Origin of the sequence: Pantoea sp., assembly GCF_032114055.1 — a bacterium.
Taxonomy (GTDB): domain Bacteria; phylum Pseudomonadota; class Gammaproteobacteria; order Enterobacterales; family Enterobacteriaceae; genus Pantoea.
On sequence record NZ_DAMCTB010000007.1, the window covers coordinates 177,915 to 201,100 of the forward strand.

Sequence of the window (23,186 nt, forward strand, 5' to 3'; positions counted from 1 at the left end):
ACGTCAGAACAGCTCGTGACTCTCGCCATTATCCATAATGGTGGTGCCCACATCATGAACCGAATATTCGGTTGGCTGGGTGCCATTGATGAAGTACTCCTGACGCGTATTCCCCCCACCATTGGCCAGCTTGCCGGTGCTGCGGTCGATAGTGACCGTAACTACGCCATCCGGTGGCGTTAACGGCTGTACCGGAACGCCTTCCAGCGCGCTCTTCATGAACTCATCCCATGCCGGTTGCGCACTCTTCGCGCCACCTTCGTAGCCCGAAATCTGGTCGGGAATGGCCCCGGAGAGCGTACTGCGGCCTAAATCGCGGCGCGCATCGTCAAAACCGATCCAGACCGAGGTCACCACACCCGGGCCGTAACCCGAGAACCAGGCATCTTTCGAACTGTTGGTCGTACCGGTTTTACCGCCGATATCATTGCGCTTAAGGTCACGGCCGGCACGCCAGCCGGTACCCATCCAGCCCGGTTCGCCGAAGATATTACTGTTCAGCGCACTCCTGATGAGGAAGCTGAGCGGGGTGTTGATGACGTGAGGCGCATACGCCTGTCCGCCCTGCTGTGACTGAGCTGGCACCTGCTCCAGTGCAGGCTGTGGCAACGCCTGATTCTGATTGCTGTCTGAGGCGGCCACGTTCTCAACGCTCTCTTCGTTCAGCGCCAGCGCTTTCTTCGTTTCGCCGTAGATTACCGGCAGATTGCACTGCGGACAGGCGATCTTCGGTTTCTCTTCGAACACGATGTTGCCCTGTTCATTCTCAATCCGGGTGATGAAGTAGGGATCCACCAGGAAACCACCGTTCGCCATCACGGCGTAACCGCGTACCACCTGCAGCGGCGTGAACGAGGCGGCGCCCAGCGCCAGCGACTCGGTGTGAATGATGTTCTGCGCCGGGAAACCGAAGCGCTGCAGATACTCTGCGGCGTAATCCACACCCATCGCACGCATCGCACGCACCATGACCACGTTTTTCGACTGACCCAGACCCTGACGCAGACGAATCGGACCGTCGTAGGTTGGCGGTGAGTTTTTAGGACGCCAGTCGGCACCGGCACCGGCATCCCAGCGGGAAATCGGCACATCGTTAAGAATTGAGGCGAGCGTCAGCCCACGGTCCATTGCGGCAGTGTAGAGGAAGGGCTTGATGTTAGAACCGACCTGGCGCAGCGCCTGGGTTGCACGGTTAAACATGCTCTGGTTAAAGGCGAAACCGCCTACCAGTGCGCGCACCGCACCATCATTGGGATCCAGTGAAACCAGCGCCGAGTTGACATCCGGCACCTGGCCCAGCCACCAGTCGTCGCCCACTTTACGCACCCAGATCTGCTGGCCGGCCTGCAGCACCTGCGTCACGCTTTTTGGCGTCGGGCCCTGCACGGTGTCAGACTTGTAAGGACGCGCCCAGCGTACACCGGCTAATGCCAGTGACACGTTGCTGCCATCTTTCAGCATCACGGTGGCTTCATCGCTACGCGCTTCCGTCACCACGGCCGGATGAAGCGGGCCGTAAACCGGCAGCGTCTTCAGCGTGTTCTCAATCTTTGTCTGATCCCAGGCCGGTTCGCCCACTTTCCACAGCACACGGGTCGGACCGCGATAACCATGACGCATATCGTAGGCCATGACGTTATTGCGCACTGATGTCTGGGCCGCTTCCTGCAGACGACGGGTCACAGTGGTATAGACCTTGTAGCCGTCGGTGTAGGCGTTGTCACCGTATCGCTTCACCATCTCCTGGCGCACCATCTCACTGAGATAGGGCGCAGAGAAGGCGATTTCCGGACCGTGATATTTCGCGACCAGCGGCGTGTTGCGGGCTTCGTCATACTGCTGCTGGGTGATGTAATGCTGATCCAGCATACGTGCCAGCACAACGTTGCGGCGTGACAGGGCACGGCTCGGCGAATAAAGCGGGTTAAAGGTTGATGGAGCTTTTGGCAGACCGGCAATCATTGCCATCTCACTGAGGGACAGCTGATCAACTGGCTTACCAAAATAGACCTGTGAGGCGGCGCCGATACCATAAGCACGGTAGCCCAGATAGATCTTGTTCAGATAAAGCTCAAGGATCTCATCTTTATTCAGTAACTGCTCAATGCGGATCGCCAGGAACGCTTCTTTGATCTTACGCATCAGTGTGCGTTCCGGGCTCAGGAAGAAGTTACGGGCCAGCTGCTGCGTGATGGTACTGGCACCCTGTGAGGCATGGCCGGAAACCAGCGCAATGCTGGCCGCACGGAAAATCCCCACCGGATCTACACCATGATGCTCATAAAAGCGGCTGTCTTCGGTTGCAATAAACGCTTTTACCATCACAGGAGGAACCTGCTGCAGCGTCAGAGGAATACGGCGCATTTCGCCATACTGCGCGATCAGATCGCCATCGGCGCTGTAAACCTGCATAGGGGTCTGCAGACGCACATCTTTCAGCGTATTGACGTCAGGCAGCTGTGGCTCAATATATTTGTATAAACCATAAATCGAGCCAGCTCCCAACAGGATGCAACACACTGCAAGGATCAATAAATACTTTACGAACTTCACCTGGAATTTCCCATCTGTTGTCGTTTGAGCAGTTTATAAACAACCGCGCGGTAGTATAAAGGCAAGCCAGACGCTTTGATATGTCCATTTTCCCGGACGATAAGGAGATCGCGCGGATGGCTTTTCATACCTGGCAAATTGGGCTGGATATTCAGAATAGGCAGATTTGCGCCCTGGCCCTCCAGCCTCGTCGTGATGGCTGGCAGCTACGCCACTGGTGGCAGCAGCGGCTGCCGCAAGATACGTTAAGAAACGGCGTGCTGCAATCTTCACCTGAATTAGTGGCGGCCTTAATTGCCTGGCGTCAGCGGTTGCCACGACGTTACTCATTACGGGTCGCACTGCCCGCCCGGCTGGTGCTGCAGCGTCAGCTTCCGCTGCCTGCTCAGCCGCTGAAGGAGCCCGCACTGGGACACTACGTGCGGGCGGCCGCGCGCCGTCTCTTCCCGCTGGAGCCTGCTGCGCTGGCGCTGGATTATTGCCCGGATGCACAGGGCGATCAGCTCTGCGTAACGGCGGCACGGCTGGAGATCATCGATCAGTGGATGGCGCCCCTGCTGCAGGCGGGGTTAACGCCGCAGATTTTTGAACTCACGACCGACTCGCTCAGGCGGCTGGTCCGGCAGGCAGCATGGCAGCCGGGCGCAGTGCTGGCCCTGCATCAGGATGACCGCTGGCTCTGGAGTGATGCGCATACTGCTGCCGATACCGCCGAGTTCGCCACGCCCGGCGCACTTCAGCAGCAGGCCTTTCCTGACGCACCCGCTGTCGTCTGGTGTGCAGGCGAAAAGTCAGTGTTGCCGGCTGACGCTGTTCTGTTTTCGCCTTTCGATCTGTTTCGCTATCAGCAGCCGCCTCTGCCGGAAAATCCCGGCATATTTGCACTGGCAGCGGGTCTGGCATTGCGTGAGGACATGCGGTGACGAGGGCGGTCAATCTGCTGCCCTGGCGGCAGCGGCGTCTGCAGCAGCAGCAGCGACAGAGCCTGGCGGTGCTGTTACTGGTGATTGTCAGCCTGTTGGTGTGGGGGATGCAGCAGATCTGGCGTATTCAGCTGGCACGTCAGCATGTCGCGCAGGCTGTCAGTGTGCAGCAGCAAGCCCTGGATCATCTGATAACGCAGCAGGCGGAGCAGAAAGCATTGCTGGCGCAGCTCGCGGTCGTGCAGCAGCAGCAGGCGAAGCAGCGCAGGCAGCGGGCACAGCTGGCTGCCTGGCAGCTGTTCTGGCAGGCTTTACCCACCTTACTGCCCGACAGCGTCTGGCTGACCTGGCTGGAGAAGCGCGACCAGCGTCTGACGCTGGAAGGAATGGCGCAGGAGATGACGGCGATCCGGCAATTCCGGCAGCAGTTAACGACCGTCGCCCTGTTTGATCAGGTGACGCAGGGCGCGGTAAAGCGCCAGTCTGATGGCCTTTATCAGTTCTCGTTGCGGCTTGCAGTGAGGGAGGTAAAAGATGATTGAGTGGTGGAATCGCTGGTGGCAGATGGCTGCCATTCCACGTTACGCCCTGCTTGCGGTCTTCTCTGCCGGGCTGTTGCTGCTCTTCGGGCTGGCTGGGTTACGGCCCCGGCAGCAGGCGCTATTCGCGGAACAGCAGGCGCTGTCACGGTTAACCCTTAATCTGCAGCAACGCCAGAAAGAGTGGCAACAGCATCCAGCTATTGCGCAGTTGCAGACGCAACTGCAGGCCATGCAGCGCACCAGGCCCGATCCGGACGGCGCCGTCGACGCGATCCTGGCGACGTATCATAACCAGCTTGAAGCGTGGCAGCCCGATGCTGCTTCGCGCACGCTGACGCTGCATCTGCAGTGGCCGGCATTTCAGTCACTGTTTGCCGGATTTGCCGGCAGTGATGCGCCTTTTCCGCACCATTTTCAGCTGCGCTCACAGCCGCAGTTTCTGGTCGCGCAGCTCTGGCTGGAGCCTGACGATGCGCCGTAGCCTGCTGATCCTGTTGCTCTGCTGTGGCGGAGTACTGGCGCGGGACCCGTTCCGGCCTGCCGCGCCGTCGCTCTGCAGGGCGGCGGTTGCGCCCCTGACTGGCTGGCGGCTACAGGGAATCGTTGGACGCAAGGCGCATTTTCATGCCTGGCTGCTGACCCCGCAGGGGCAGAGCGTGAGGGTCCTCAGCGGCAAGCCATTTCTGGTGGATCCCTGGCAGCCTGTGGCTGTCAGTCGCCACAGTATCACTTTCGCAGTACCGGATAGCTGTGAAGCACAACAGACCCGGCTCTCTTTAAAAGGACGTTTATATGACAAGGATAGCCCTGCTGCTGATGGCCCTGGGTGGCCTGCTGCCGGTTTACGCCGCCGATGAGGAGCCCCTCAGCCTGACGTTTGACCATGCGCCGGTTGCGCGCATTCTGCAGGCGCTGGCGGATTATCAGCAGGTCAACCTGATGATTGCGCCGGAGGTGGAAGGAACGCTGTCGCTGCGGCTGGATAACGTGCCCTGGCATCAGGCGCTGGATCTGGTCGCGCGTATGGCAAAGCTGACGCTTATCGAGCAGGACAATGTCCTGATGGTCTATCCGGCTGGCTGGCAGCAGGCACAGCAGCAGGCGCGCGAGGCTGAGCAGCAGGCAGCCTTACAACAGCGCCCTTTGCAGCAGCGTAGCGTAATGTTGCGCTATGCCAGCGCCAGTGAAGTTCATGCCAGTCTGCTGAATGAGCGGCAGACATTAATGACCCCGCGTGGCAGTGCGACGATCGACAAACGCACCAATGCACTGCTGCTGCGCGATACGGCGGCTGCGTTAAATGAGACAGAACGCTGGATACGGGCGCTGGATCGACCGCTGGAGCAGATTGAGCTTTCGGCGCATATCGTGACCATCAGTGAGGAGCATCTGCAGGAACTGGGGGTGAAGTGGGGATTGCAGGCGGGCGAGGCGGCAGTGACCCGCCTCCTGCATCATCCCCGGCTGGAGATTCCGCTGGCGGTCAGTTCACCGGGCATCAGCGTGGGAATGGCGCTGTCGCGCATCGGCGGTGGGCTTCTGGATCTGGAACTCAGTGCGCTGGAGCAGGAGAACCAGATCGAAATCATCGCCAGTCCGCGCCTTTTTACCTCGCATCAGCAGACCGCCTCGATTAAGCAGGGCACCGAGATCCCTTACGAAGTGTCGGCGGGAAATAGCGGGGCTACCAGCATTGAGTTTAAAGAAGCCGTGCTGGGCATGGAGGTTACGCCCGCTATTTCCGGTCATGGTCGCATTCAGCTGAAAATTCACATCAGTCAGAATATGCCGGGTCGCAGCATCCGAACCGGCGACAGCGACATTTTATCCATTGATAAACAGGAAATTGAGACTCAGGTCACAGTCAGTGACGGGCAAACGCTGGCGTTAGGCGGTATCTTTCAGCAGCAGCGCACGCGTGGACAGAATCAGGTGCCGCTACTGGGGAATGTGCCGTTCATTGGCGGACTGTTCCGCCAGCATAGGGAACAGCGCAAAAAAAGAGAGCTGGTCATCTTCATTACACCGCGATTGGTCAGGGAATCAGCGCTTACGGGTGGATAAAACGGAAAATGTGTTCCTTAGGGCCATCTGCGTTGACGCAGGAGAGGAATTAGCTTACAAGGTTTAGCGATTTTCAATACGGTGTAACCGTCTATGCCGGGTAAAACCTGGCAAGCAGATTAGTCAACTCCTCTGTAAGCCGCGTTATAAAGACGCAGCGCTGGCGCGTTACAGTTTCGCGAACACAGGCCAATCCAGAAATGGATGTGCTGAAGGCAATATAATCGGTTGCCAAACAGCCTTGAGTGTTGAGATAATTTTTCATCTGACTCTTGCTAACGCTCATGAGGTCTCAGTTCCTGTCCCGCCAGCAAATGCTGAACGCGGGGTATCATTAACGAATTCTTAGTAATACCGACAAAATGGCAGAGAAACGCAATATCTTTCTGGTTGGGCCGATGGGTGCCGGCAAAAGCACTATTGGCCGTCAGTTGGCTCAGCAACTCAACATGGAGTTCTTCGATTCCGATCAGGAAATTGAGCGACGCACCGGAGCGGATGTGGGCTGGGTTTTTGATGTCGAAGGCGAAGCTGGCTTTCGCGATCGCGAAGAAAAAATCATTAACGAACTGACCGAGAAGCAAGGCATCGTCCTGGCGACAGGCGGAGGTTCCGTCAAATCCCGGGAAACGCGTAATCGTCTCTCCGCCCGCGGTGTTGTGGTTTATCTTGAAACCACCATCGAGAAGCAACTGGCGCGCACCCAGCGTGACAAAAAACGTCCGTTGCTGCAGGTGGATTCGCCGCCGCGTGAAGTGCTCGAAGCCCTGGCAGGTGAACGTAATCCGCTCTATGAAGAGATCGCCGATGTTACCATCCGCACTGATGATCAGAGTGCAAAAGTGGTGGCGAATCAGATTATCCACATGTTGGAAAAAAGTTGATCCAACGTTCGAAGGCTTTTTAACAGGTATCGGGCATCATGGAGAAGATCACCGTCTCACTGGGGGAACGCAGTTACCCCATCACTATCGCCGCCGGACTGTTTAACGATCCGGCTTCTTTTTGGCCGCTGAAGGCGGGTGAAAACGCCATGGTGGTGACAAACCAGACGCTGGCTCCGCTCTATCTTGAGTCATTGATAGCGCAGCTGACAGCGGCGGGGGTCAAGGTGGATCAGGTGATCTTACCCGACGGCGAGCAATACAAAACGCTGGCCGTGATGGATCAGGTCTTTACCGCACTGCTGCAAAAACCGCACGGTCGTGATACGACGCTTGTCGCTTTAGGCGGCGGCGTCATTGGCGATCTGACCGGTTTTGCTGCGGCGAGCTATCAGCGTGGCGTCCGCTTTATTCAGGTGCCAACCTCCTTACTGTCGCAGGTTGACTCGTCGGTCGGCGGCAAGACGGCCGTTAACCATCCGCTGGGCAAAAACATGATCGGCGCGTTTTATCAGCCCGCGTCGGTGGTGATTGATACCGCCTGTCTGCAGACGCTGCCCGTACGTGAACTGGCGTCCGGTCTGGCTGAAGTCATCAAATACGGCATCATCCTTGATGGCGCGTTTTTCCAGTGGCTGGAGCTGAATCTCGATGCGCTGCTGGCGCTGGATGAACAGGCGCTGGCCTACTGCATCCGTCGCTGCTGTGAACTGAAAGCGGATGTTGTGGCTGCCGATGAGCGTGAGAACGGTCAGCGGGCGCTGCTGAATCTGGGCCATACCTTTGGCCATGCGATCGAAGCGCACATGGGCTACGGTAACTGGCTGCATGGCGAAGCGATTGCTGCAGGCATGGTCATGGCGGCGCGCACGGCAGAACGTCTGGGACAGTTCAGGCCTGAAGAGACAGAACGCATTATCGCCCTGTTACGGCGCGCCGGTTTACCGGTGCACGGGCCGCAGGAGATGAGTGCGGAGATGTATCTGCCGCACATGATGCGCGATAAAAAAGTCCTGGCGGGCGAACTGCGGCTGATACTCCCGCTGTCGATTGGCCGCTCTGAAGTGCGTGGCGGCGTGGCACATGATATGGTGCTGGCTGCAATTAACGATTGTCAGCAACCCTGAGATTAAGCAGTTGAGTGGTGACGCGGCGCGCAGGGTGCGCAGTGCGGAATGCCGCTTTACGGAGGAGGCAAAATGGATGAGTTTAAACCGGAAGATGAGTTAAAACCTGACGCCAGCGACCGCCGTCCCTCGCGCCCTCGTAAGTCGTCTACCGCAGCCAGAGCACCGGTTTCGCGCCAGCGTATCATGATGGGTGTCGGGATCCTGGTCCTGTTGTTACTCGTGCTGGGCATTGGATCGGCTCTGAATGGCCCGGATGAGAAGAAATCCACCACGGCGGCTAACGCCCCGGCGGCGGGTGGCGGTTCTGGCAGCGAGAAAAATATCGACCTGACCGGCTCTTCCTCCATGTCTGGTACGCAGACCAGTCCGGCTACGGCTGAAAACAGCCCGGCGACCAGCGCAAATAGCGGATCTGACGCACCGCGCGACATCTCAATGCCGCCTGTTGCCGCCACGCCGACCCAGGCGGCACCGGTTGATGCGCCCGCGAACCAGCAGCGCGTGACGCTGCCAGGCGATCTCAACAGTGCGCTGACGAATCAGCAGCAGCAGGTCGATACCGCCGCAACCGGCTCACAGGGTGGCAGTTCTCTGCCAACCGCGCCGGCGACCGTCAGCGGCACGGCGGGCACATCCGGCACCGCAGCCAATCCGGTCACCGCACCGGGCCGCCAGCCGGCAAACAGAACCAATACAGCGGCCCGTCCGGCGCACGAGTCATCGCATAAAACGGCCACTGCCACGAAGCCGGCGACCCGTGACAGCAGAACGCATACGACGCCAGCGCGGACGCCTGCCACTTCTGTCGCTGGTAGCGGTACAGCCAGCAAATCCCTGCCAGGCGGCAGCTACACGCTGCAGCTGAGCGGTGCTTCAAAACCGGAAAGCCTGAATGCCTGGGCAAAACAGCAGAACCTGAGTGGCTACCACGTCTACAAAACCACCCGCAGTGGTCAGCCGTGGTACGTGCTGGTCAGTGGATCCTACGCAACGCCAGCGGATGCTAAACGGGCCGTTGCTTCGCTGCCTGCGGACGTGCGTGCGAAAAAACCATGGGTGAAACCCGTCAGCCAGGTGAAGAAAGAAGCCAGCCAATAGCGGATGTGGGGCCACTTGCTGGCCCCGTTTTAAGCGCAGATCTGCTGTCGGTTCAGCCACAGCCTCACAATAAGATGTAATAACCACGACAGCATGAAAAAAAATCGCGCTTTCCTGAAATGGGCAGGGGGGAAATTTCCCTTAGTAGAAGAGATCCATCGCCATCTGCCGCAGGGCGACTGTCTGGTCGAGCCATTTGTTGGTGCAGGTTCGGTGTTCCTGAACACTGAATTCGATCGCTACCATCTTGCTGATATCAACAGTGACCTGATTAATCTCTACAACATCGTTAAAATGCGTACGTCGGATTTTATTCGTGATGCGCAGCAGCTGTTCACGCCAGAAAGTAACAACGAAATCTGCTATTACCAGCATCGCGCTGAATTTAATGCCAGTACGGACGCCTATCAGCGTGCGCTGCTGTTCCTTTATCTGAACCGCCACTGTTATAACGGTCTGTGCCGCTATAACCTGCGTGGTGAATTCAACGTCCCGTTTGGCCGCTATCGCAAACCCTACTTTCCGGAAGCGGAACTGTTATGGTTTGCTGAGCGTGCACAGAAAGCGACGTTTGTCTGTGAATCATACGATGTTACCCTGAAGCGTGCCGGTAAAGGATCGGTAGTCTATTGCGACCCGCCTTATGCACCGCTGTCGGCAACGGCTAACTTTACGGCTTACCACACCAACAGTTTCAGCCTGCATGAGCAGGAAAATCTGGCGGCGTTAGCAGCAGAACTGGCCTCGTCAGAGCACCGGATTCCGGTGCTGATTTCCAACCACGACACTGCATTGACGCGTCTGTGGTATCAGGATGCAGTGTTACATGTGGTCAAAGCCCGGCGTTCTATCAGCCGAAGCATAACCGGTCGCACCAAGGTCGACGAACTGCTGGCACTTTATCGCTAGTCTGTTTCGTCCGCGACCAACGCATTACGCCAGCCGCAGGGCTGGCGCACAACAGTGGGAGAATCGGATGAAACAATATTTGCTGGCCCCTTCAATCCTTTCGGCAGACTTTGCTCGCCTGGGCGAAGACACGGCCAAAGCGCTGGCGGCCGGAGGTGACGTGGTTCACTTCGACGTGATGGACAACCACTATGTCCCTAACCTGACCATGGGCCCGATGGTGCTGAAAGCCCTGCGCGACTATGGCATCACCGCCCCCATCGATGTGCATCTGATGGTGAAACCGGTGGATGCGCTCATCCCCGAATTTGCCAAAGCGGGCGCCACCTATATCACTTTTCATCCCGAAGCCAGCGAACATGTCGATCGCACTCTGCAACTGATCAAGGAGCACGGCTGCAAAGCGGGCCTGGTATTTAACCCGGCGACGTCTCTGAGCTATCTTGATTACGTGATGGATAAGCTGGATATCATTCTGCTGATGTCCGTCAACCCCGGTTTTGGCGGTCAGTCCTTTATTCCCGGCACGCTGGATAAGCTGCGCGAAGCGCGCAGACGTATTGATCAGAGCGGCTACAACATTCGCCTTGAGGTGGATGGTGGCGTGAAGATCGACAACATCCGCGAGATCGCTGCTGCCGGGGCTGACATGTTTGTCGCCGGTTCTGCCATCTTTGGTCATCCTGACTACAAAAAAGTCATCGACGATATGCGCAACGAACTGGAGAAAGCCAATGGCTCATTTCACTGATATCCGTGCGCTGGCGTTCGATCTGGATGGCACGCTGGTGGATAGCGCACCAGGCCTGGCCGACGCGATTGACCGCACCCTGAACGACCTTCGTCTGCCGCAGGCGGGTCTTGAGCGTGTTTCAACCTGGATTGGCAACGGTGCCGATATCATGATGGCCCGCGCGCTGACCTTTGCGCTGGGCCGTGAGCCGCAGCCGGGAGAGCAGCGTGATGCCCGGGCGTTGTTTGACCGTCACTATGCCGACACCGTTGAGGCGGGCAGTACGCTGTTTCCGCAGGTAAAGGAGACACTGGCCGCGTTAAAAGCCACCGGGCTGCCGATGGCGATTGTGACCAACAAGCCGACGCCGTTTGTGGCACCGCTGCTCGCGTCACTGGGTATTGACGATGCGTTTGCGCTGATTATCGGTGGCGACGATGTGCCGGTTAAGAAACCGCATCCGGCGGCGATCTTTAAGGTGCTGGGCACCTTTGGCCTGCTGCAGAAGGAGTTGCTGTTTATTGGTGATTCCCGTAATGACATCCAGGCCGCGCAGGCGGCGGGCGTGCCTAATGTCGGCATGACCTTTGGCTACAACTATGGTGAGCCGATTGCCGCCAGTCAGCCCGATTTAACCCTCGACTCTTTCGACGAACTATTGCCCGCTCTGGGGCTGTAAATATCAGGACTTAAGTATGAAACCCATCGTTTTCAGCGGCGCACAGCCGTCCGGCGAACTGACCATCGGCAACTACATGGGAGCACTGCGTCAGTGGGTGCAGATGCAGGATGATTTTCACTGCATTTACTGCATCGTCGATCTGCATGCGATCACTGTGCGTCAGGATCCTGCTGCACTGCGTAAAGCGACGCTGGATACGCTGGCCCTCTATCTGGCGTGTGGTATCGATCCGGAAAAAAGCACCATCTTTGTTCAGTCGCATGTGCCAGAGCACACGCAGCTGAGCTGGATCCTGAACTGCTATGCTTATTTCGGTGAGCTGAGCCGTATGACCCAGTTCAAGGATAAATCCGCGCGCTACGAAGAGAACATCAATGCTGGTCTGTTCGACTACCCGGTGCTGATGGCGGCTGACATTCTGCTCTATCAGACCAACCAGGTGCCGGTTGGTGAAGATCAGAAGCAGCATCTGGAGCTGAGCCGCGATATCGCGCATCGCTTCAACGCGCTCTATGGCGAGATCTTCAAGGTGCCGGAGCCGTTTATTCCGAAGTCCGGCGCGCGCGTGATGTCGCTGCTGGAGCCGACGAAGAAAATGTCCAAGTCTGACGATAACCGCAACAACGTTATCGGCCTGCTGGAAGATCCGAAAGCGGTGGTGAAGAAGATTAAACGCGCCGTGACCGACTCTGAAGAGCCGCCTGTCGTGCGTTACGACATCAAAGAGAAAGCAGGCGTCTCTAACCTGCTGGACATTCTGTCAGGCGTGACCGGTAAAACCATCGCTGAGCTGGAGCAGGAGTTCGAAGGCAAAATGTATGGCCACCTGAAAGGCGCGGTGGCGGATGCCGTCTCCGGCATGCTCTCTGAGCTGCAGGCGCGTTATCACCGTTTCCGCAACGATGAAGCGTTGCTGGAGCAGGTGATGCGTGATGGCGCGGCCAAAGCCCGTGCACAGGCGCAGGAAACGCTGAAGAAGGTATATGAAGCGGTGGGCTTTGTCGCGATGCCATAACGGCTGTGTCGACAGACAGGACGGCGGGCAGGGTGCCCGCCGTTTTTATTTGCAGGTTCAGAACCAGCGCAGCGTCTCACGCAGCGCGACCACGCTGCCAATGATCATCAGGCTGGGGCTGGCGACCTGACCCGCCAGTGCCTCCAGCTCGTCGAGTGTCCCGCTCACCACGCGCTGACGGGGCGTGGTGCCGTTTTCCACCAGTGCCACCGGCATATCGTGGCGCATGCCGTGCGTGATGAGCTGCTGCTGAATCTCTGCGGCCTGGGTCAGACCCATATAAAACACCAGCGTCTGCTGCTCCGCCGCCAGGGTCTGCCAGGCGAGTGACCCCGTTTTCTGCAGATGCCCGGTCACCAGCCTGACGCTCTGCGCATGATCGCGGTGGGTGAGGGGAATACCGCTATAGGCGGCACAGCCCGAGGCGGCGGTGATACCGGGCACGACGCTGAACGGGATCTGCCGCTGCGCCAGCGCCTCCAGCTCTTCGCCGCCGCGCCCGAAAATAAAGGGATCGCCGCCTTTCAGCCGTACTACCCGTTTACCGCGCTGCGCCTGCTCACAGAGGACCTGATTGATCGCCTCCTGCGGCACGCAGTGATATCCGGCCCGTTTACCGACAAAAATACGTTCGGCATCGCGACGCACCAGATTCAGGATGGCATCAGAAACCAGCCGGTCATAGACAATGACATCGGCCTGCTGAATCAGCTGCAGGCCTTTCAGGGTCAGCAGCCCGGCATCGCCCGGACCGGCTCCCACCAGCGCCACGTCTCCACGCACGGCAGGATCGGCACTCAGGAGCGCCTCCGTAATCTGCGCGGCGCGATCCTCATCGCCGTTTGCCAGCGTCTGCGCCAGCCGCTCGCTGTTGAAATAGCGCTCCCAGAAGTGGCGGCGACTGTTAAGTGAAGCAAACTGCGTTTTCACCCGGTCGCGCAGGTCACCTGCCCGCTGCGCCAGCTTGCCCAGATGCTGCGGCAGCATCGCCTCCAGCTTTTCCCGCAGCAGACGCGCCAGTACCGGCGCACGTCCGCCGGAAGAGACCGCGACCATCAGCGGCGAACGGTCGATGACGGAAGGCATAATGGCGCTGGCCTGCTGCGGGGCATCCACCAGATTGCAGAAGATCTGCTGCTTTTCCGCCGCGTCAGCGACCTGCTGATTGACGGCGTTGTCGCTGGTGGCCGCCACCACCAGCCAGCAGCCTGTCAGCCAGTGCGGTGCAAAAGGGCCATGCAGCAGCGTCACGGCCTGCTGCTGCGCCCAGTGCCGGAACGCAGGGGAGAAATCCGTCGCGCCGACCCACAGATCGGCACCGGCGGCCAGCAGCAGGCGGGCTTTTCGCTCCGCCACGTCACCTGCGCCCACCAGCAGGCAGCGTCTGCCCTGCAGGCGGCAGAACAGGGGAAAGTAGTCCATCAGGCGTCCTTGATAAAAAGCCCGCGCAGGCAGGCTGTTGAGGGCATTACAGGCAGACCTCTACCTGTCCGGCGTTGACCCGCACCGGCCAGGCCGCCACAGAGCGGGTCTCATCCTCCATGCAGTAGCCATCGCTGAGGCGAAAACGCTGCTTTTTCAGCGGGCTGGCGACCCAGAGCGCCCCCTCATGTTCGGCAATAATGCCGCGTGACAGCACGCTGGCATGGGCAAAGGGATCGATATTGCTGAGAGCATAGAGCTGCTCATCGTCGCACGGGCGGAAGATCGCAATCTGCTGATTTCTGACCAGCGCACAGACGCCGGTGGCCGGCAGGATCTGCGTCAGCGGGCAAACCGGATTCCACTGGCTCATCGTTCAGTCTCCTCAATCAGGGTCACAGCGATACGTTCATCAACGCGTGCCGGGCGATGCTGATCGCGCTCGGCGACCCACTGCACATCAGGATCGCGCTGTGGTGAGTTGATAAAGTGGGCGAAACGCGTCAGATGCGCGTTATCCTCCAGCGCGGTTTTCCATTCACAATGGGCCGTGGCGCGCAGGGCGGTCAGCTGCGCTTCCATCTGGCTGTTGAGGCCGAGCCTGTCATCCACGATCACGCTGCGCAGATAATCGATGCCCCCTTCCAGACTCTCCAGCCACAGCGAGGTGCGCTGCAGACGGTCGGCGGTACGGATGTAGAACATCATAAAGCGGTCGAGATAGGTGATGAGCGTCGGCTGATCCAGGTCGGCCGCCAGCAGATCACCATGGCGGGGCTTCATGCCGCCGTTGCCGCAGACGTAGAGGTTCCAGCCTTTTTCCGTGGCGATGACGCCGACATCTTTGCCCTGGGCTTCCGCGCATTCGCGGGTGCAGCCGGAAACACCAAACTTCATCTTGTGTGGCGTCCGGATCCCTTTGTAGCGGTTCTCCAGCATCACGCCAAAGCCGAGGCTGTCACCCACGCCATAACGGCACCAGGCGCTGCCGACGCAGGTTTTCGCCATACGCAGCGCCTTGGCGTAGGCCTGACCGGTTTCAAATCCGGCGTCGATCAATTGTGACCAGATCGCAGGAAGGTCATCTTTCTGCGCGCCAAACAGTCCAATACGCTGGGAGCCGGTAATCTTGGTATAGAGCCGGTAGCGTTCGGCGACCTCTCCGATCGCCTTCAGGCCCTGTGGCGTAATTTCACCGCCGGGCGAACGCGGGATCACCGAATAGGTGCCATCTTTCTGGATATTACCCAGATAGAGGTCGTTACTGTCCTGTAACGGCGCATGCTGAGGCGTGAGCACATACTCGTTCCAGCAGGAGGCGAGCAGTGAACCCACCGCAGGTTTGCATATTTCACAGCCGTAACCCTGACCGTAGCGGGCCAGCAGTTCATCAAAGGTTTTGATCGCCTCCACCTGAATCAGATGATAAAGCTCCTGACGTGACCAGGGGAAATGGGCGCAGAGATGGTTGGTGACCGCAATACCCTGGCGGCTGAGTTCGCTGTTCAGTACCTGAGTAATCAGCGGAATACAGCCGCCGCAGCCAGTGCCTGCGCGGGTCGTGCTTTTCAGCGCCGCCACGGTATGAGAGCCGCCCTGAACCGCCCTGACGATATCGCCTTTGCTGACGTCGAAGCAGGAGCAGATCTGCGCGCTATCCGGCAGGGAATCGACGCCGATCGCCGGTTTATCCCCGCTGCCCGCTGGCAGGATCAGCGCCTCCGGATTGGCCGGCAGCGGAATCGCATTCAGCACCAGCTGCAGCAGGTTGCCATAGTCGCGGGTGTCACCCACCAGCACGGCACCCAGCAGGGTTTTCTGGTCCTCGCTGATCACCAGACGTTTATAGAGCGACTTGCTTTCATCCAGCCAGACCACGCTGCGCGCACCCGGTGTGGTGCCGCGGGCGTCGCCAATGCCGCCGACATCGACACCCAGCAGTTTCAGCCTGGCGCTCATGTCTGCGCCGGTAAAGGCGTTATCGCGGCCCAGCAGGTGGTCGCTGGCGACCTGCGCCATTTTATATCCCGGGGCCACCAGGCCGTAGACGCGATTCTGCCAGGCGGCGCACTCTCCAATCGCGTAGATGCCGGGATCGCTGGTGCGGCACTGGTCATCAATGGCGATGCCGCCGCGCGGCCCCAGGCTCAGCCCGCACTGTTTTGCCAGTTTGTCCTGTGGGCGAATGCCGGTAGAGAAGACAATGAAATCGACCTCCAGCGCACTGCCATCGGCAAACTGCAGCGTTTTGCCGCCGTGCTCGTGATGTACAATCTGCCGGGTATTTTTACCGGTGTGTACCCGCACGCCCATCTGCTCGATCTTGCGGCGGAGCAGTTCGCCGCCCTGCTGATCCAGCTGCTCCGCCATCAGCACCGGCGCGAACTCAATGACGTGAGTTTCGATACCCAGATTTTTCAGCGCGCCCGCTGCTTCCAGCCCCAGCAGACCGCCACCAATCACTGCACCGCGTTTGCAGCGGCGCGCGCAGGCTTCAATCGCGTTGAGATCGTCGATAGTGCGATAGACAAAGCAGTCGCTGCCTTCAGCCCCATGAATGGGCGGGATCCACGGATAGGAGCCGGTCGCAAAAATCAGCGTGTCGTAGTGCACCGCGCGGCCGGTGCTGGAGTGAATGAGCTTCTCATCACGGTTAATGGTGATGGCGCGTTCACCCAGCAGCAGCGTGACCTGATGTTTGTCGTAATAGCCTTCCCGGACCAGCGACAGTTCTTCAGCAGTATGATGGGAGAAGTAAGCGGACAGATGGACACGATCGTAGGCGACACGGGGTTCTTCACAAAAGACGGTCAGCGAAAACCGGTCGGGTTCCGCTTTCTCCAGCAACTCTTCGATGAAGCGGTGGCCGACCATGCCGTTACCGATAACGACGACATTGTGCTTGCTCATTTTTGCCTCAAATTTGCGATATCTGCGGCTACAATAGCGCGCCGTTTCTGACGCTTATTGATATGCATCAACCACAATGTCATATACCCATTAAGAGGTAGGTGTCTGATTTTCGTTAAGTTAACAGGCGGGGGCAATTTGCGGACTATCACGCACTGCTGTTGCTGGTATGAATCATGCTAGCTTTAACCACACAGGTTAATCGGATAAGGAATCAGCCATGCAGTCACCCGGCAGGATCAATAATGTGCGTTTGCCCGGACGGAAAGGGTTGTGGCAAATCGACATCGCCGACGGCAAAATCTCGCGGCTTTCCAGTCAGTCGCAGCCGTCCCTGGCGACAGAGCAGGCCCTGGACGGAGAAGGCGGCCTGGCGCTCGCCCCCTTCGTTGAGCCGCACATCCATCTGGATACGACGCAGACGGCGGGTGAACCGGCCTGGAACCAGTCCGGCACCCTGTTTGAAGGGATCGAGCGCTGGGCCGAACGCAAAGCTTTGCTCAGCCACGAAGATGTGAAACAGCGGGCACTGCAGACGCTGAAGTGGCAGATCGCCAATGGCATCCAGTTTGTCCGCACCCACGTCGACGTCTCCGATCCGTCGCTGACGGCACTGAAAGCGATGCTGGAACTGAAGACGGAGATGGCCCCCTGGATCACCATTCAGATTGTCGCCTTTCCTCAGGAAGGCATTCTCTCCTATCCCAACGGCGAGGCGCTGCTGGAGGAGGCTTTGCGGCTGGGTGCAGATGTGGTCGGCGCAATTCCCCACTTCGAATTTACCCGCGAGTATGGCGTGGAGTCGCTGCATAAGACCTTTGCGCTGGCGAACCGCTACGACCGGCTGATCGATGTGCACTGCGATGAGATCGATGATGAGCAGTCGCGCTTTGTCGAAACCGTGGCGGCACTGGCGCATCGCGATGGTAACGGCGCGCGCGTAACAGCCAGCCATACCACCGCGATGCACTCTTACAACGGGGCGTATACCTCACGGCTGTTTCGGCTGCTGAAACTGTCGGGCATTAATTTCGTCGCTAACCCACTGGTCAATATTCATCTGCAGGGCCGCTTCGACACCTATCCAAAGCGACGCGGCATTACGCGGGTAAAAGAGATGCTGGAAGCGGAGATCAACGTCTGTTTCGGTCACGATGATGTGTTTGATCCCTGGTATCCGCTGGGTACCGCCAGCATGCTGCAGGTGCTGCACATGGGACTGCATGTCTGTCAGTTGATGGGCTATGAGCAGATCAATGCGGGTCTGGATCTGATTACGCACCACAGCGCCAGAACGCTGCAATTGCCGGATTACGGCATTGAGGTCGGCCACGATGCCAGCCTGGTGATTCTGCCTGCGGAGAGTGGTTTTGATGCGGTAAGAAGGCAGGTTCCGGTGCGCTATTCGCTGCGCCGGGGCACAGTCGTGGCAGAGACAAAGCCGGCAGAGAGCGAGATTTACTGGCGGGAGCGGGAGCGCGTGGACTTCCGGCGTTAACGGGCAGGGCGGCGTCAGAACGCCGCCCTGAACGATTAGTGCGTGACGTGACCGTGAGAACGGTGACGGGTGACAAAGCCGAGAAGGGCACACATCACAAACACCACGGCGTAGAGCGCGTTCGCCGTCGCCAGAGCGGCATGCACACCACTCTTTTCCACGATGGGGGCAGTCACCACGAAGGTCAGCATGGTGCCGACGGTGCCGCAGGTCAGAATGAAGTTCACCAGTTTCGGTGAGGCCACTTTGGTCTGCAGCGAACCCAGGGTGATGATGGTGGTATAGATTGCGCTGGAGCTGAAGCCCAGAATCATGATAATCCATTTCAGCATGCCGGCATCGCTGCTGCTGACGAACCAGTACATCAGCAGGGTAGCCAGGCCTGCCAGCACCATCAGAATGCGTTGCAGGTCGAAGAAACGCAGCAGGAAGCTGAAGGCCCACATGCCGACCATATAGGCGGTCCAGAAGCTGCCAACCAGCTGTCCGGCGTTATCAATGTTCATGCCCATGACTTTGGTGGCATATTCCGGCACCCAGGAGATGAAACCGAGCTGGCCCAGAATGTAGCAGAGTGCCGCCACTGCCAGCAGCAGTACGCCCACACCCCATTTCTCTTTTTCCACCGTCGGGCTGTTCTCGGGTTTACGCAGCACCGGGAACTCCACGAACAGCGTCATGATGAAGATCGCGACGTAGATAAAGCCAATGCAGACATAGACCCAGTACCACGGCAGCTGACGCGCCAGCAGAATGCCTGCCAGCACCGGAAACAGGGTACCGGCCATGCTGAAGAAGGAGTCGGTAAACAGCAGGCGTGAACCGCGCTGACGGCCTTCATACAGATGGGTGATCAGGAAGGTTCCGATCGACATGGTAATGCCGCTGACCACGCCCAGCACGAACATGCAGAGCGAAAAGACGGTCAGATCGCGACTGGTCATCAATCCGATTATCGCCAGCACCATCAGGACGAAGCCAAAAATCAGCTGGCGCTTCAGTGGCACGATGACCATCAGCCAGGCGTTGAGGAAAACGGCCGCCAGGATGCCGCTATTGAGGAAGGTGAAGGTGTTACTCATGCTGGAGATGGGGATCTGGAAATCTTTAGCGATATCGCCCATTACCATACCGGTAACGATCACCAGCGCGCCGGTCAGGGCGTAGGAGAAGAAGCTTATCCAGGTGAGGCCAATACGATTACGGTTTGTCATGTTCTGAACCTGTTGAGAACCGGGTGCCAAAAAGTGTCAGAAAGTGTAAACGGAACTGTGATCTTAATAAACAAGCAGTGAAATATGAGATCCATATTTCATGTGATGTGTGATTTTAATCACGCTGTTGCCCCGGTTTATCGTTTGCTCCCGGCTTTTACCGCCACAGCGTAAATATAGGTAAAACGCTGGCTCATAGAATAGAGTCTCTTTACAATCAATCACGTTTTTGTGCCCGCTCTCCCAGGTAAGGAATCTTTCATGTTTAAACGTACTTTAGCAGCGGCCTTCACCCTGTTAGCACTCTCTTCCGTTTCTGCCCAGGCGCTGGCCGCAAAAGGCGACACTCACGTTCTGCTTACCACCTCCGCCGGCAATATCGAACTTGAACTGAATAATCAGAAAGCGCCGGTTTCCGTAAAAAACTTCGTTGATTATGTGAACAGTGGTTTTTATAACAACACTATTTTTCATCGCGTGATCCCGGGCTTCATGGTGCAGGGCGGAGGATTCACCACCGACATGCAGCAGAAGCAGACCAACGCGCCGATTAAGAATGAAGCGGATAATGGCCTGCGTAACCTGCGTGGCACGATCTCAATGGCGCGTACCGCTGATAAAGACAGCGCCACCAGTCAGTTCTTCCTTAACGTGGCGGATAATGCGTTCCTCGACCACGGACAGCGCGACTTTGGCTATGCCGTATTTGGTAAAATCGTGAAAGGTCAGGATGTGGCAGAAAAAATTTCGCAGGTGCCGACCAAAGATGTCGGGCCTTACCAGAATGTTCCGTCCAAACCGGTCGTTATTCTCTCCGCCAAAGTCCTGCCTTAAGCCCTCTGGTCGCCCTCTTCGGAGGGTGACAGCCCTGCCGCCTCCGGCAAAGCCAGAATTTGCTCTTATACTTAGGGCAAAAAACCTGAGCAGGAGGCGGTATGGCGAACAGACTCACCGAAAAACAGAAAGTCACTCTGTGGCAACAGCGGCGTAGCGCCAGCTATCAGGCCAGTTGTCGTCTGGAGGGCTTTTCACCGAATGAAACCAGCATCAATAGCGATGATGCGGCAGCACGCCTGGCGTCCCTGAGGAGGCAATATGGACTCTAACAGCGCTATCAGTCAGGATCCTTACCTGTGGCAGCAGGACAATGTGCTGAAAAACCTGGCCGATATCCGTGATGCTGCGCAACTGCGCAAAGCGGAGCTGAGCTTCAGCGCGGCGCGTGCCGCTACGCTGGAACTGGGCCCGCGTAATCCGGGTCTGCCTTATCTGCGTCTGATCCACCGTACGCTGTTTCAGGATATCTACAGCTGGGCGGGTGAACTGCGCACCATCGACATCTGGCGTGATGAGACACCGTTCTGCCATTTCGAATATATCGAAAAAGAGGGCAATGCGTTGATGGCCGCGCTGGAGGAGGAGAAGGGGCTGGCGGAGCTGCCGCGTGAAGAGTTCATTCGCCGTATCGCGCACTACTATTGCGAAATCAATATGCTGCACCCTTTCCGCCACGGAAATGGCCGCGCACAGCGCATCTTTTTCGAACAGCTGGCGCTGCATGCCGGTTATCTGCTCTCCTGGGAAGAGACGGATGCGGAAAGCTGGAAAGCAGCGAATCAGGCTGGCGTCGCCGGAGACCTGGAGCCGCTGGAGCAGGTGTTTGCGAAAGTGGTGAGTGAGGCGACTTAACCGCGTAGAATAGCGGCGCGGGTTATCACTCTGGATGGTTCATGCTGCTGCTTATCGACAACTACGACTCCTTTACCTGGAATCTTTATCAATATTTCTGCGAACTGGGTGCAGAGGTCCGGGTGGTGCGCAATGATGCCATCACTCTGGCGCAGATGGCAGCCTTACCGCTGACCCATCTGGTGATTTCGCCGGGGCCCTGCACGCCCTCGGAGTCAGGGATTTCACTGGCGGCGATCCGGCACTTTGCCGGCCAGCTGCCGGTGCTGGGCGTCTGCCTGGGGCATCAGGCGATCGCCCAGGTCTATGGCGCGCAGGTGGTTCGGGCACGTCAGGTGATGCACGGCAAAACGTCCGCCATTCAGCACACTGGCCAGGGTGTGTTCCGCGATCTGAATAATCCTCTCACTGTTACCCGCTACCATTCGCTGATAGTGCAGCGCGACTCTCTGCCGGAGGATTTTGAGATAACGGCCTGGACGATGCGCGATGGCGAGCCGGATGAAATTATGGGATTCCGCCACAAAAGCCTTGCGCTGGAGGGCGTGCAGTTCCATCCCGAGAGCATTCTCAGTGAACAGGGACACCAGCTGCTGCGCAATTTCCTGACGCAATAAGTTGCCTTTGAGTGATTTTTTATGCATATTTTGTGATTATTATTTCACAGTTGCACAAACATCATTCAAATGGGGTCATCAATGGCAGCGGAAAAAATTGCGGTCACGCGGGAAACATTCGATAACGTTATTTTGCCTGTTTATGCACCTGCGCAGTTCGTGCCGGTAAAAGGCAAGGGCAGTCGTGTATGGGATCAGCAGGGCAAAGAGTATATCGATTTCTCGGGTGGCATCGCCGTCACCGCACTTGGACACTGCCATCCTGCGCTGGTGGAGACGCTGAAGAGCCAGGGGGAGACGCTGTGGCACACCAGCAACGTCTTCACCAATGAACCGGCGCTGCGTCTCGCCAGTAAACTCATTCACGCCACCTTTGCCGAGCGCGTTTTTTTCGCCAACTCCGGCGCGGAAGCCAACGAAGCGGCGTTTAAGCTGGCGCGCTATTATGCCTGCAAGCGTCACAGCCCGTTCAAAAGCAAGATCATCGCCTTCCACAACGCTTTTCATGGCCGGACGCTCTTTACCGTCACGGTCGGCGGGCAACCAAAATATTCAGACGGATTCGGGCCTAAACCGGCGGATATCGTTCACGTACCGTTCAACGATCTGGACGCAGTGAAAGCGGTAATTGACGATCATACCTGCGCCATCGTGGTTGAACCTATTCAGGGTGAAGGCGGCGTGATGCCTGCCACACAGGCCTTTATGCAGGGATTGCGTGAGCTTTGTGACCAGCATCAGGCGCTGCTGGTGCTGGATGAGGTGCAGAGCGGCATGGGACGCAGCGGCAAGCTGTTCGCCTATGAGCACTATGGTATTCAGCCCGATATTCTGACCTCTGCCAAAGCGCTGGGCGGCGGGTTCCCGGTCAGCGCCATGCTGACCACCAATGAGATCGCCTCAACAATGGCACCGGGCGTGCATGGCACCACCTATGGCGGGAACCCCCTGGCCTGCGCCATTGCCGAAACCGCGCTGGATATCATCAATACCCCGGCCGTGCTGGCGGGCGTGGAAGCGCGTCGTCAGCACTTTGTGACGGCCCTGCAGGCGATTGATGCGAAGTATGATCTGTTCAGCGATATTCGCGGCAAAGGCCTGCTGATTGGCGCGGCGCTGAAGCCTCAGCATGCCGGTAAATCGCGCGACATTCTGAATGCCGCCGCGGCCGAAGGAGTGATGGTGCTGGTCGCCGGTACTGACGTAATGCGTTTCGCGCCGTCGCTGATCATTGAACCGACTGACATCGAAGAGGGCATGCGTCGCTTCGCCACGGCGGTCGGCAAGGTCCTGAACGGCTAGA

Annotated in this window: 23 protein-coding genes; 18 read left to right on the forward strand and 5 right to left on the reverse strand. The window is 58.1% G+C overall.

Annotated elements, in window-relative coordinates:
* Window positions 1–3: 3 nt before the first annotated feature.
* Window positions 4–2,553: a peptidoglycan glycosyltransferase/peptidoglycan DD-transpeptidase MrcA gene (gene mrcA, locus RT657_RS13550; RefSeq protein ID WP_313655072.1), complete on the reverse strand. Its 2,550-nt coding sequence runs from the start codon at window positions 2,551–2,553 to the stop codon at window positions 4–6.
* Window positions 2,554–2,669: 116 nt separating this feature from the next.
* On the opposite strand from mrcA, the gene pilM reads away from it, so the two are divergent.
* From pilM to trpS, 12 genes are all read left to right on the forward strand, one after another.
* Complete coding sequence (gene pilM, locus RT657_RS13555) at window positions 2,670–3,476, forward strand: pilus assembly protein PilM (protein WP_313655074.1); 807 nt, start codon at window positions 2,670–2,672, stop codon at window positions 3,474–3,476.
* Complete coding sequence (locus RT657_RS13560; protein WP_313655076.1) at window positions 3,473–4,018, forward strand: PilN domain-containing protein; 546 nt, start codon at window positions 3,473–3,475, stop codon at window positions 4,016–4,018. The genes pilM and RT657_RS13560 overlap by 4 nt, the downstream gene beginning before the upstream one ends.
* On the forward strand, window positions 4,011–4,499 hold the full coding sequence (locus RT657_RS13565; RefSeq protein WP_313655077.1) for a hypothetical protein: 489 nt from the start codon (window positions 4,011–4,013) through the stop codon (window positions 4,497–4,499). The genes RT657_RS13560 and RT657_RS13565 overlap by 8 nt, the downstream gene beginning before the upstream one ends.
* A complete protein-coding gene (locus RT657_RS13570) occupies window positions 4,489–4,875 on the forward strand; it encodes a HofP DNA utilization family protein (protein ID WP_313655078.1) in 387 nt (128 codons plus the stop codon). The genes RT657_RS13565 and RT657_RS13570 overlap by 11 nt, the downstream gene beginning before the upstream one ends.
* Window positions 4,811–6,082, forward strand: coding sequence for a DNA uptake porin HofQ (hofQ, locus tag RT657_RS13575; protein ID WP_313655079.1), 1,272 nt, complete (start codon window positions 4,811–4,813; stop codon window positions 6,080–6,082). The genes RT657_RS13570 and hofQ overlap by 65 nt, the downstream gene beginning before the upstream one ends.
* Before the next feature lie 362 nt (window positions 6,083–6,444).
* Window positions 6,445–6,966, forward strand: a complete 522-nt coding sequence (gene aroK / locus RT657_RS13580) for a shikimate kinase AroK (protein WP_003852989.1) — start codon at window positions 6,445–6,447, stop codon at window positions 6,964–6,966.
* A gap of 38 nt (window positions 6,967–7,004) precedes the next feature.
* Complete coding sequence (gene aroB / locus RT657_RS13585; protein WP_313655080.1) at window positions 7,005–8,093, forward strand: 3-dehydroquinate synthase; 1,089 nt, start codon at window positions 7,005–7,007, stop codon at window positions 8,091–8,093.
* Between the two features lie 72 nt (window positions 8,094–8,165).
* Window positions 8,166–9,194: an SPOR domain-containing protein gene (locus tag RT657_RS13590; RefSeq protein ID WP_313655081.1), complete on the forward strand. Its 1,029-nt coding sequence runs from the start codon at window positions 8,166–8,168 to the stop codon at window positions 9,192–9,194.
* A 93-nt stretch (window positions 9,195–9,287) separates the two neighbouring features.
* Window positions 9,288–10,103: an adenine-specific DNA-methyltransferase gene (gene dam, locus RT657_RS13595; RefSeq protein WP_313655083.1), complete on the forward strand. Its 816-nt coding sequence runs from the start codon at window positions 9,288–9,290 to the stop codon at window positions 10,101–10,103.
* A gap of 67 nt (window positions 10,104–10,170) precedes the next feature.
* Window positions 10,171–10,854, forward strand: coding sequence for a ribulose-phosphate 3-epimerase (gene rpe / locus RT657_RS13600; protein ID WP_313655084.1), 684 nt, complete (start codon window positions 10,171–10,173; stop codon window positions 10,852–10,854).
* Window positions 10,838–11,515: a phosphoglycolate phosphatase gene (locus RT657_RS13605; protein ID WP_313655085.1), complete on the forward strand. Its 678-nt coding sequence runs from the start codon at window positions 10,838–10,840 to the stop codon at window positions 11,513–11,515. Before rpe ends, RT657_RS13605 begins: the two co-directional genes overlap by 17 nt.
* Window positions 11,516–11,531: 16 nt before the next feature.
* Window positions 11,532–12,533, forward strand: a complete 1,002-nt coding sequence (trpS, locus tag RT657_RS13610; RefSeq protein WP_313655086.1) for a tryptophan--tRNA ligase — start codon at window positions 11,532–11,534, stop codon at window positions 12,531–12,533.
* Between the two features lie 57 nt (window positions 12,534–12,590).
* On the opposite strand, the gene cysG is transcribed toward trpS, so the two are convergent.
* The 3 genes from cysG to nirB are packed head-to-tail and all read right to left on the reverse strand — an operon-like array spanning window position 12,591 to window position 16,865.
* Window positions 12,591–13,955, reverse strand: coding sequence for a siroheme synthase CysG (gene cysG / locus RT657_RS13615; protein WP_313655087.1), 1,365 nt, complete (start codon window positions 13,953–13,955; stop codon window positions 12,591–12,593).
* Between the two features lie 46 nt (window positions 13,956–14,001).
* Window positions 14,002–14,328, reverse strand: coding sequence for a nitrite reductase small subunit NirD (nirD, locus tag RT657_RS13620; protein ID WP_313655088.1), 327 nt, complete (start codon window positions 14,326–14,328; stop codon window positions 14,002–14,004).
* Window positions 14,325–16,865, reverse strand: coding sequence for a nitrite reductase large subunit NirB (nirB, locus tag RT657_RS13625; RefSeq protein WP_313655090.1), 2,541 nt, complete (start codon window positions 16,863–16,865; stop codon window positions 14,325–14,327). Before nirB ends, nirD begins: the two co-directional genes overlap by 4 nt.
* Before the next feature lie 220 nt (window positions 16,866–17,085).
* Between nirB and RT657_RS13630 the strand changes: the two genes are divergently transcribed.
* Window positions 17,086–18,363, forward strand: a complete 1,278-nt coding sequence (locus RT657_RS13630; protein ID WP_313655091.1) for a cytosine deaminase — start codon at window positions 17,086–17,088, stop codon at window positions 18,361–18,363.
* A gap of 35 nt (window positions 18,364–18,398) precedes the next feature.
* On the opposite strand, the gene tsgA is transcribed toward RT657_RS13630, so the two are convergent.
* Complete coding sequence (gene tsgA / locus RT657_RS13635; protein ID WP_313655093.1) at window positions 18,399–19,577, reverse strand: MFS transporter TsgA; 1,179 nt, start codon at window positions 19,575–19,577, stop codon at window positions 18,399–18,401.
* Between the two features lie 261 nt (window positions 19,578–19,838).
* On the opposite strand from tsgA, the gene ppiA reads away from it, so the two are divergent.
* From ppiA to RT657_RS13660, 5 genes are all read left to right on the forward strand, one after another.
* Window positions 19,839–20,411: a peptidylprolyl isomerase A gene (gene ppiA, locus RT657_RS13640; protein WP_313655094.1), complete on the forward strand. Its 573-nt coding sequence runs from the start codon at window positions 19,839–19,841 to the stop codon at window positions 20,409–20,411.
* A 101-nt stretch (window positions 20,412–20,512) separates the two neighbouring features.
* On the forward strand, window positions 20,513–20,683 hold the full coding sequence (locus tag RT657_RS13645; protein ID WP_313655095.1) for a YhfG family protein: 171 nt from the start codon (window positions 20,513–20,515) through the stop codon (window positions 20,681–20,683).
* Complete coding sequence (locus tag RT657_RS13650) at window positions 20,673–21,266, forward strand: putative adenosine monophosphate-protein transferase Fic (RefSeq protein WP_313655096.1); 594 nt, start codon at window positions 20,673–20,675, stop codon at window positions 21,264–21,266. Before RT657_RS13645 ends, RT657_RS13650 begins: the two co-directional genes overlap by 11 nt.
* 41 nt (window positions 21,267–21,307) lie before the next feature.
* Complete coding sequence (locus RT657_RS13655) at window positions 21,308–21,883, forward strand: aminodeoxychorismate/anthranilate synthase component II (protein WP_313655097.1); 576 nt, start codon at window positions 21,308–21,310, stop codon at window positions 21,881–21,883.
* A gap of 81 nt (window positions 21,884–21,964) precedes the next feature.
* Entirely contained in the window at window positions 21,965–23,185 is a 1,221-nt protein-coding gene (locus tag RT657_RS13660) for an aspartate aminotransferase family protein (RefSeq protein WP_313655098.1), read from the forward strand.
* Window position 23,186 lies beyond the last annotated feature (1 nt).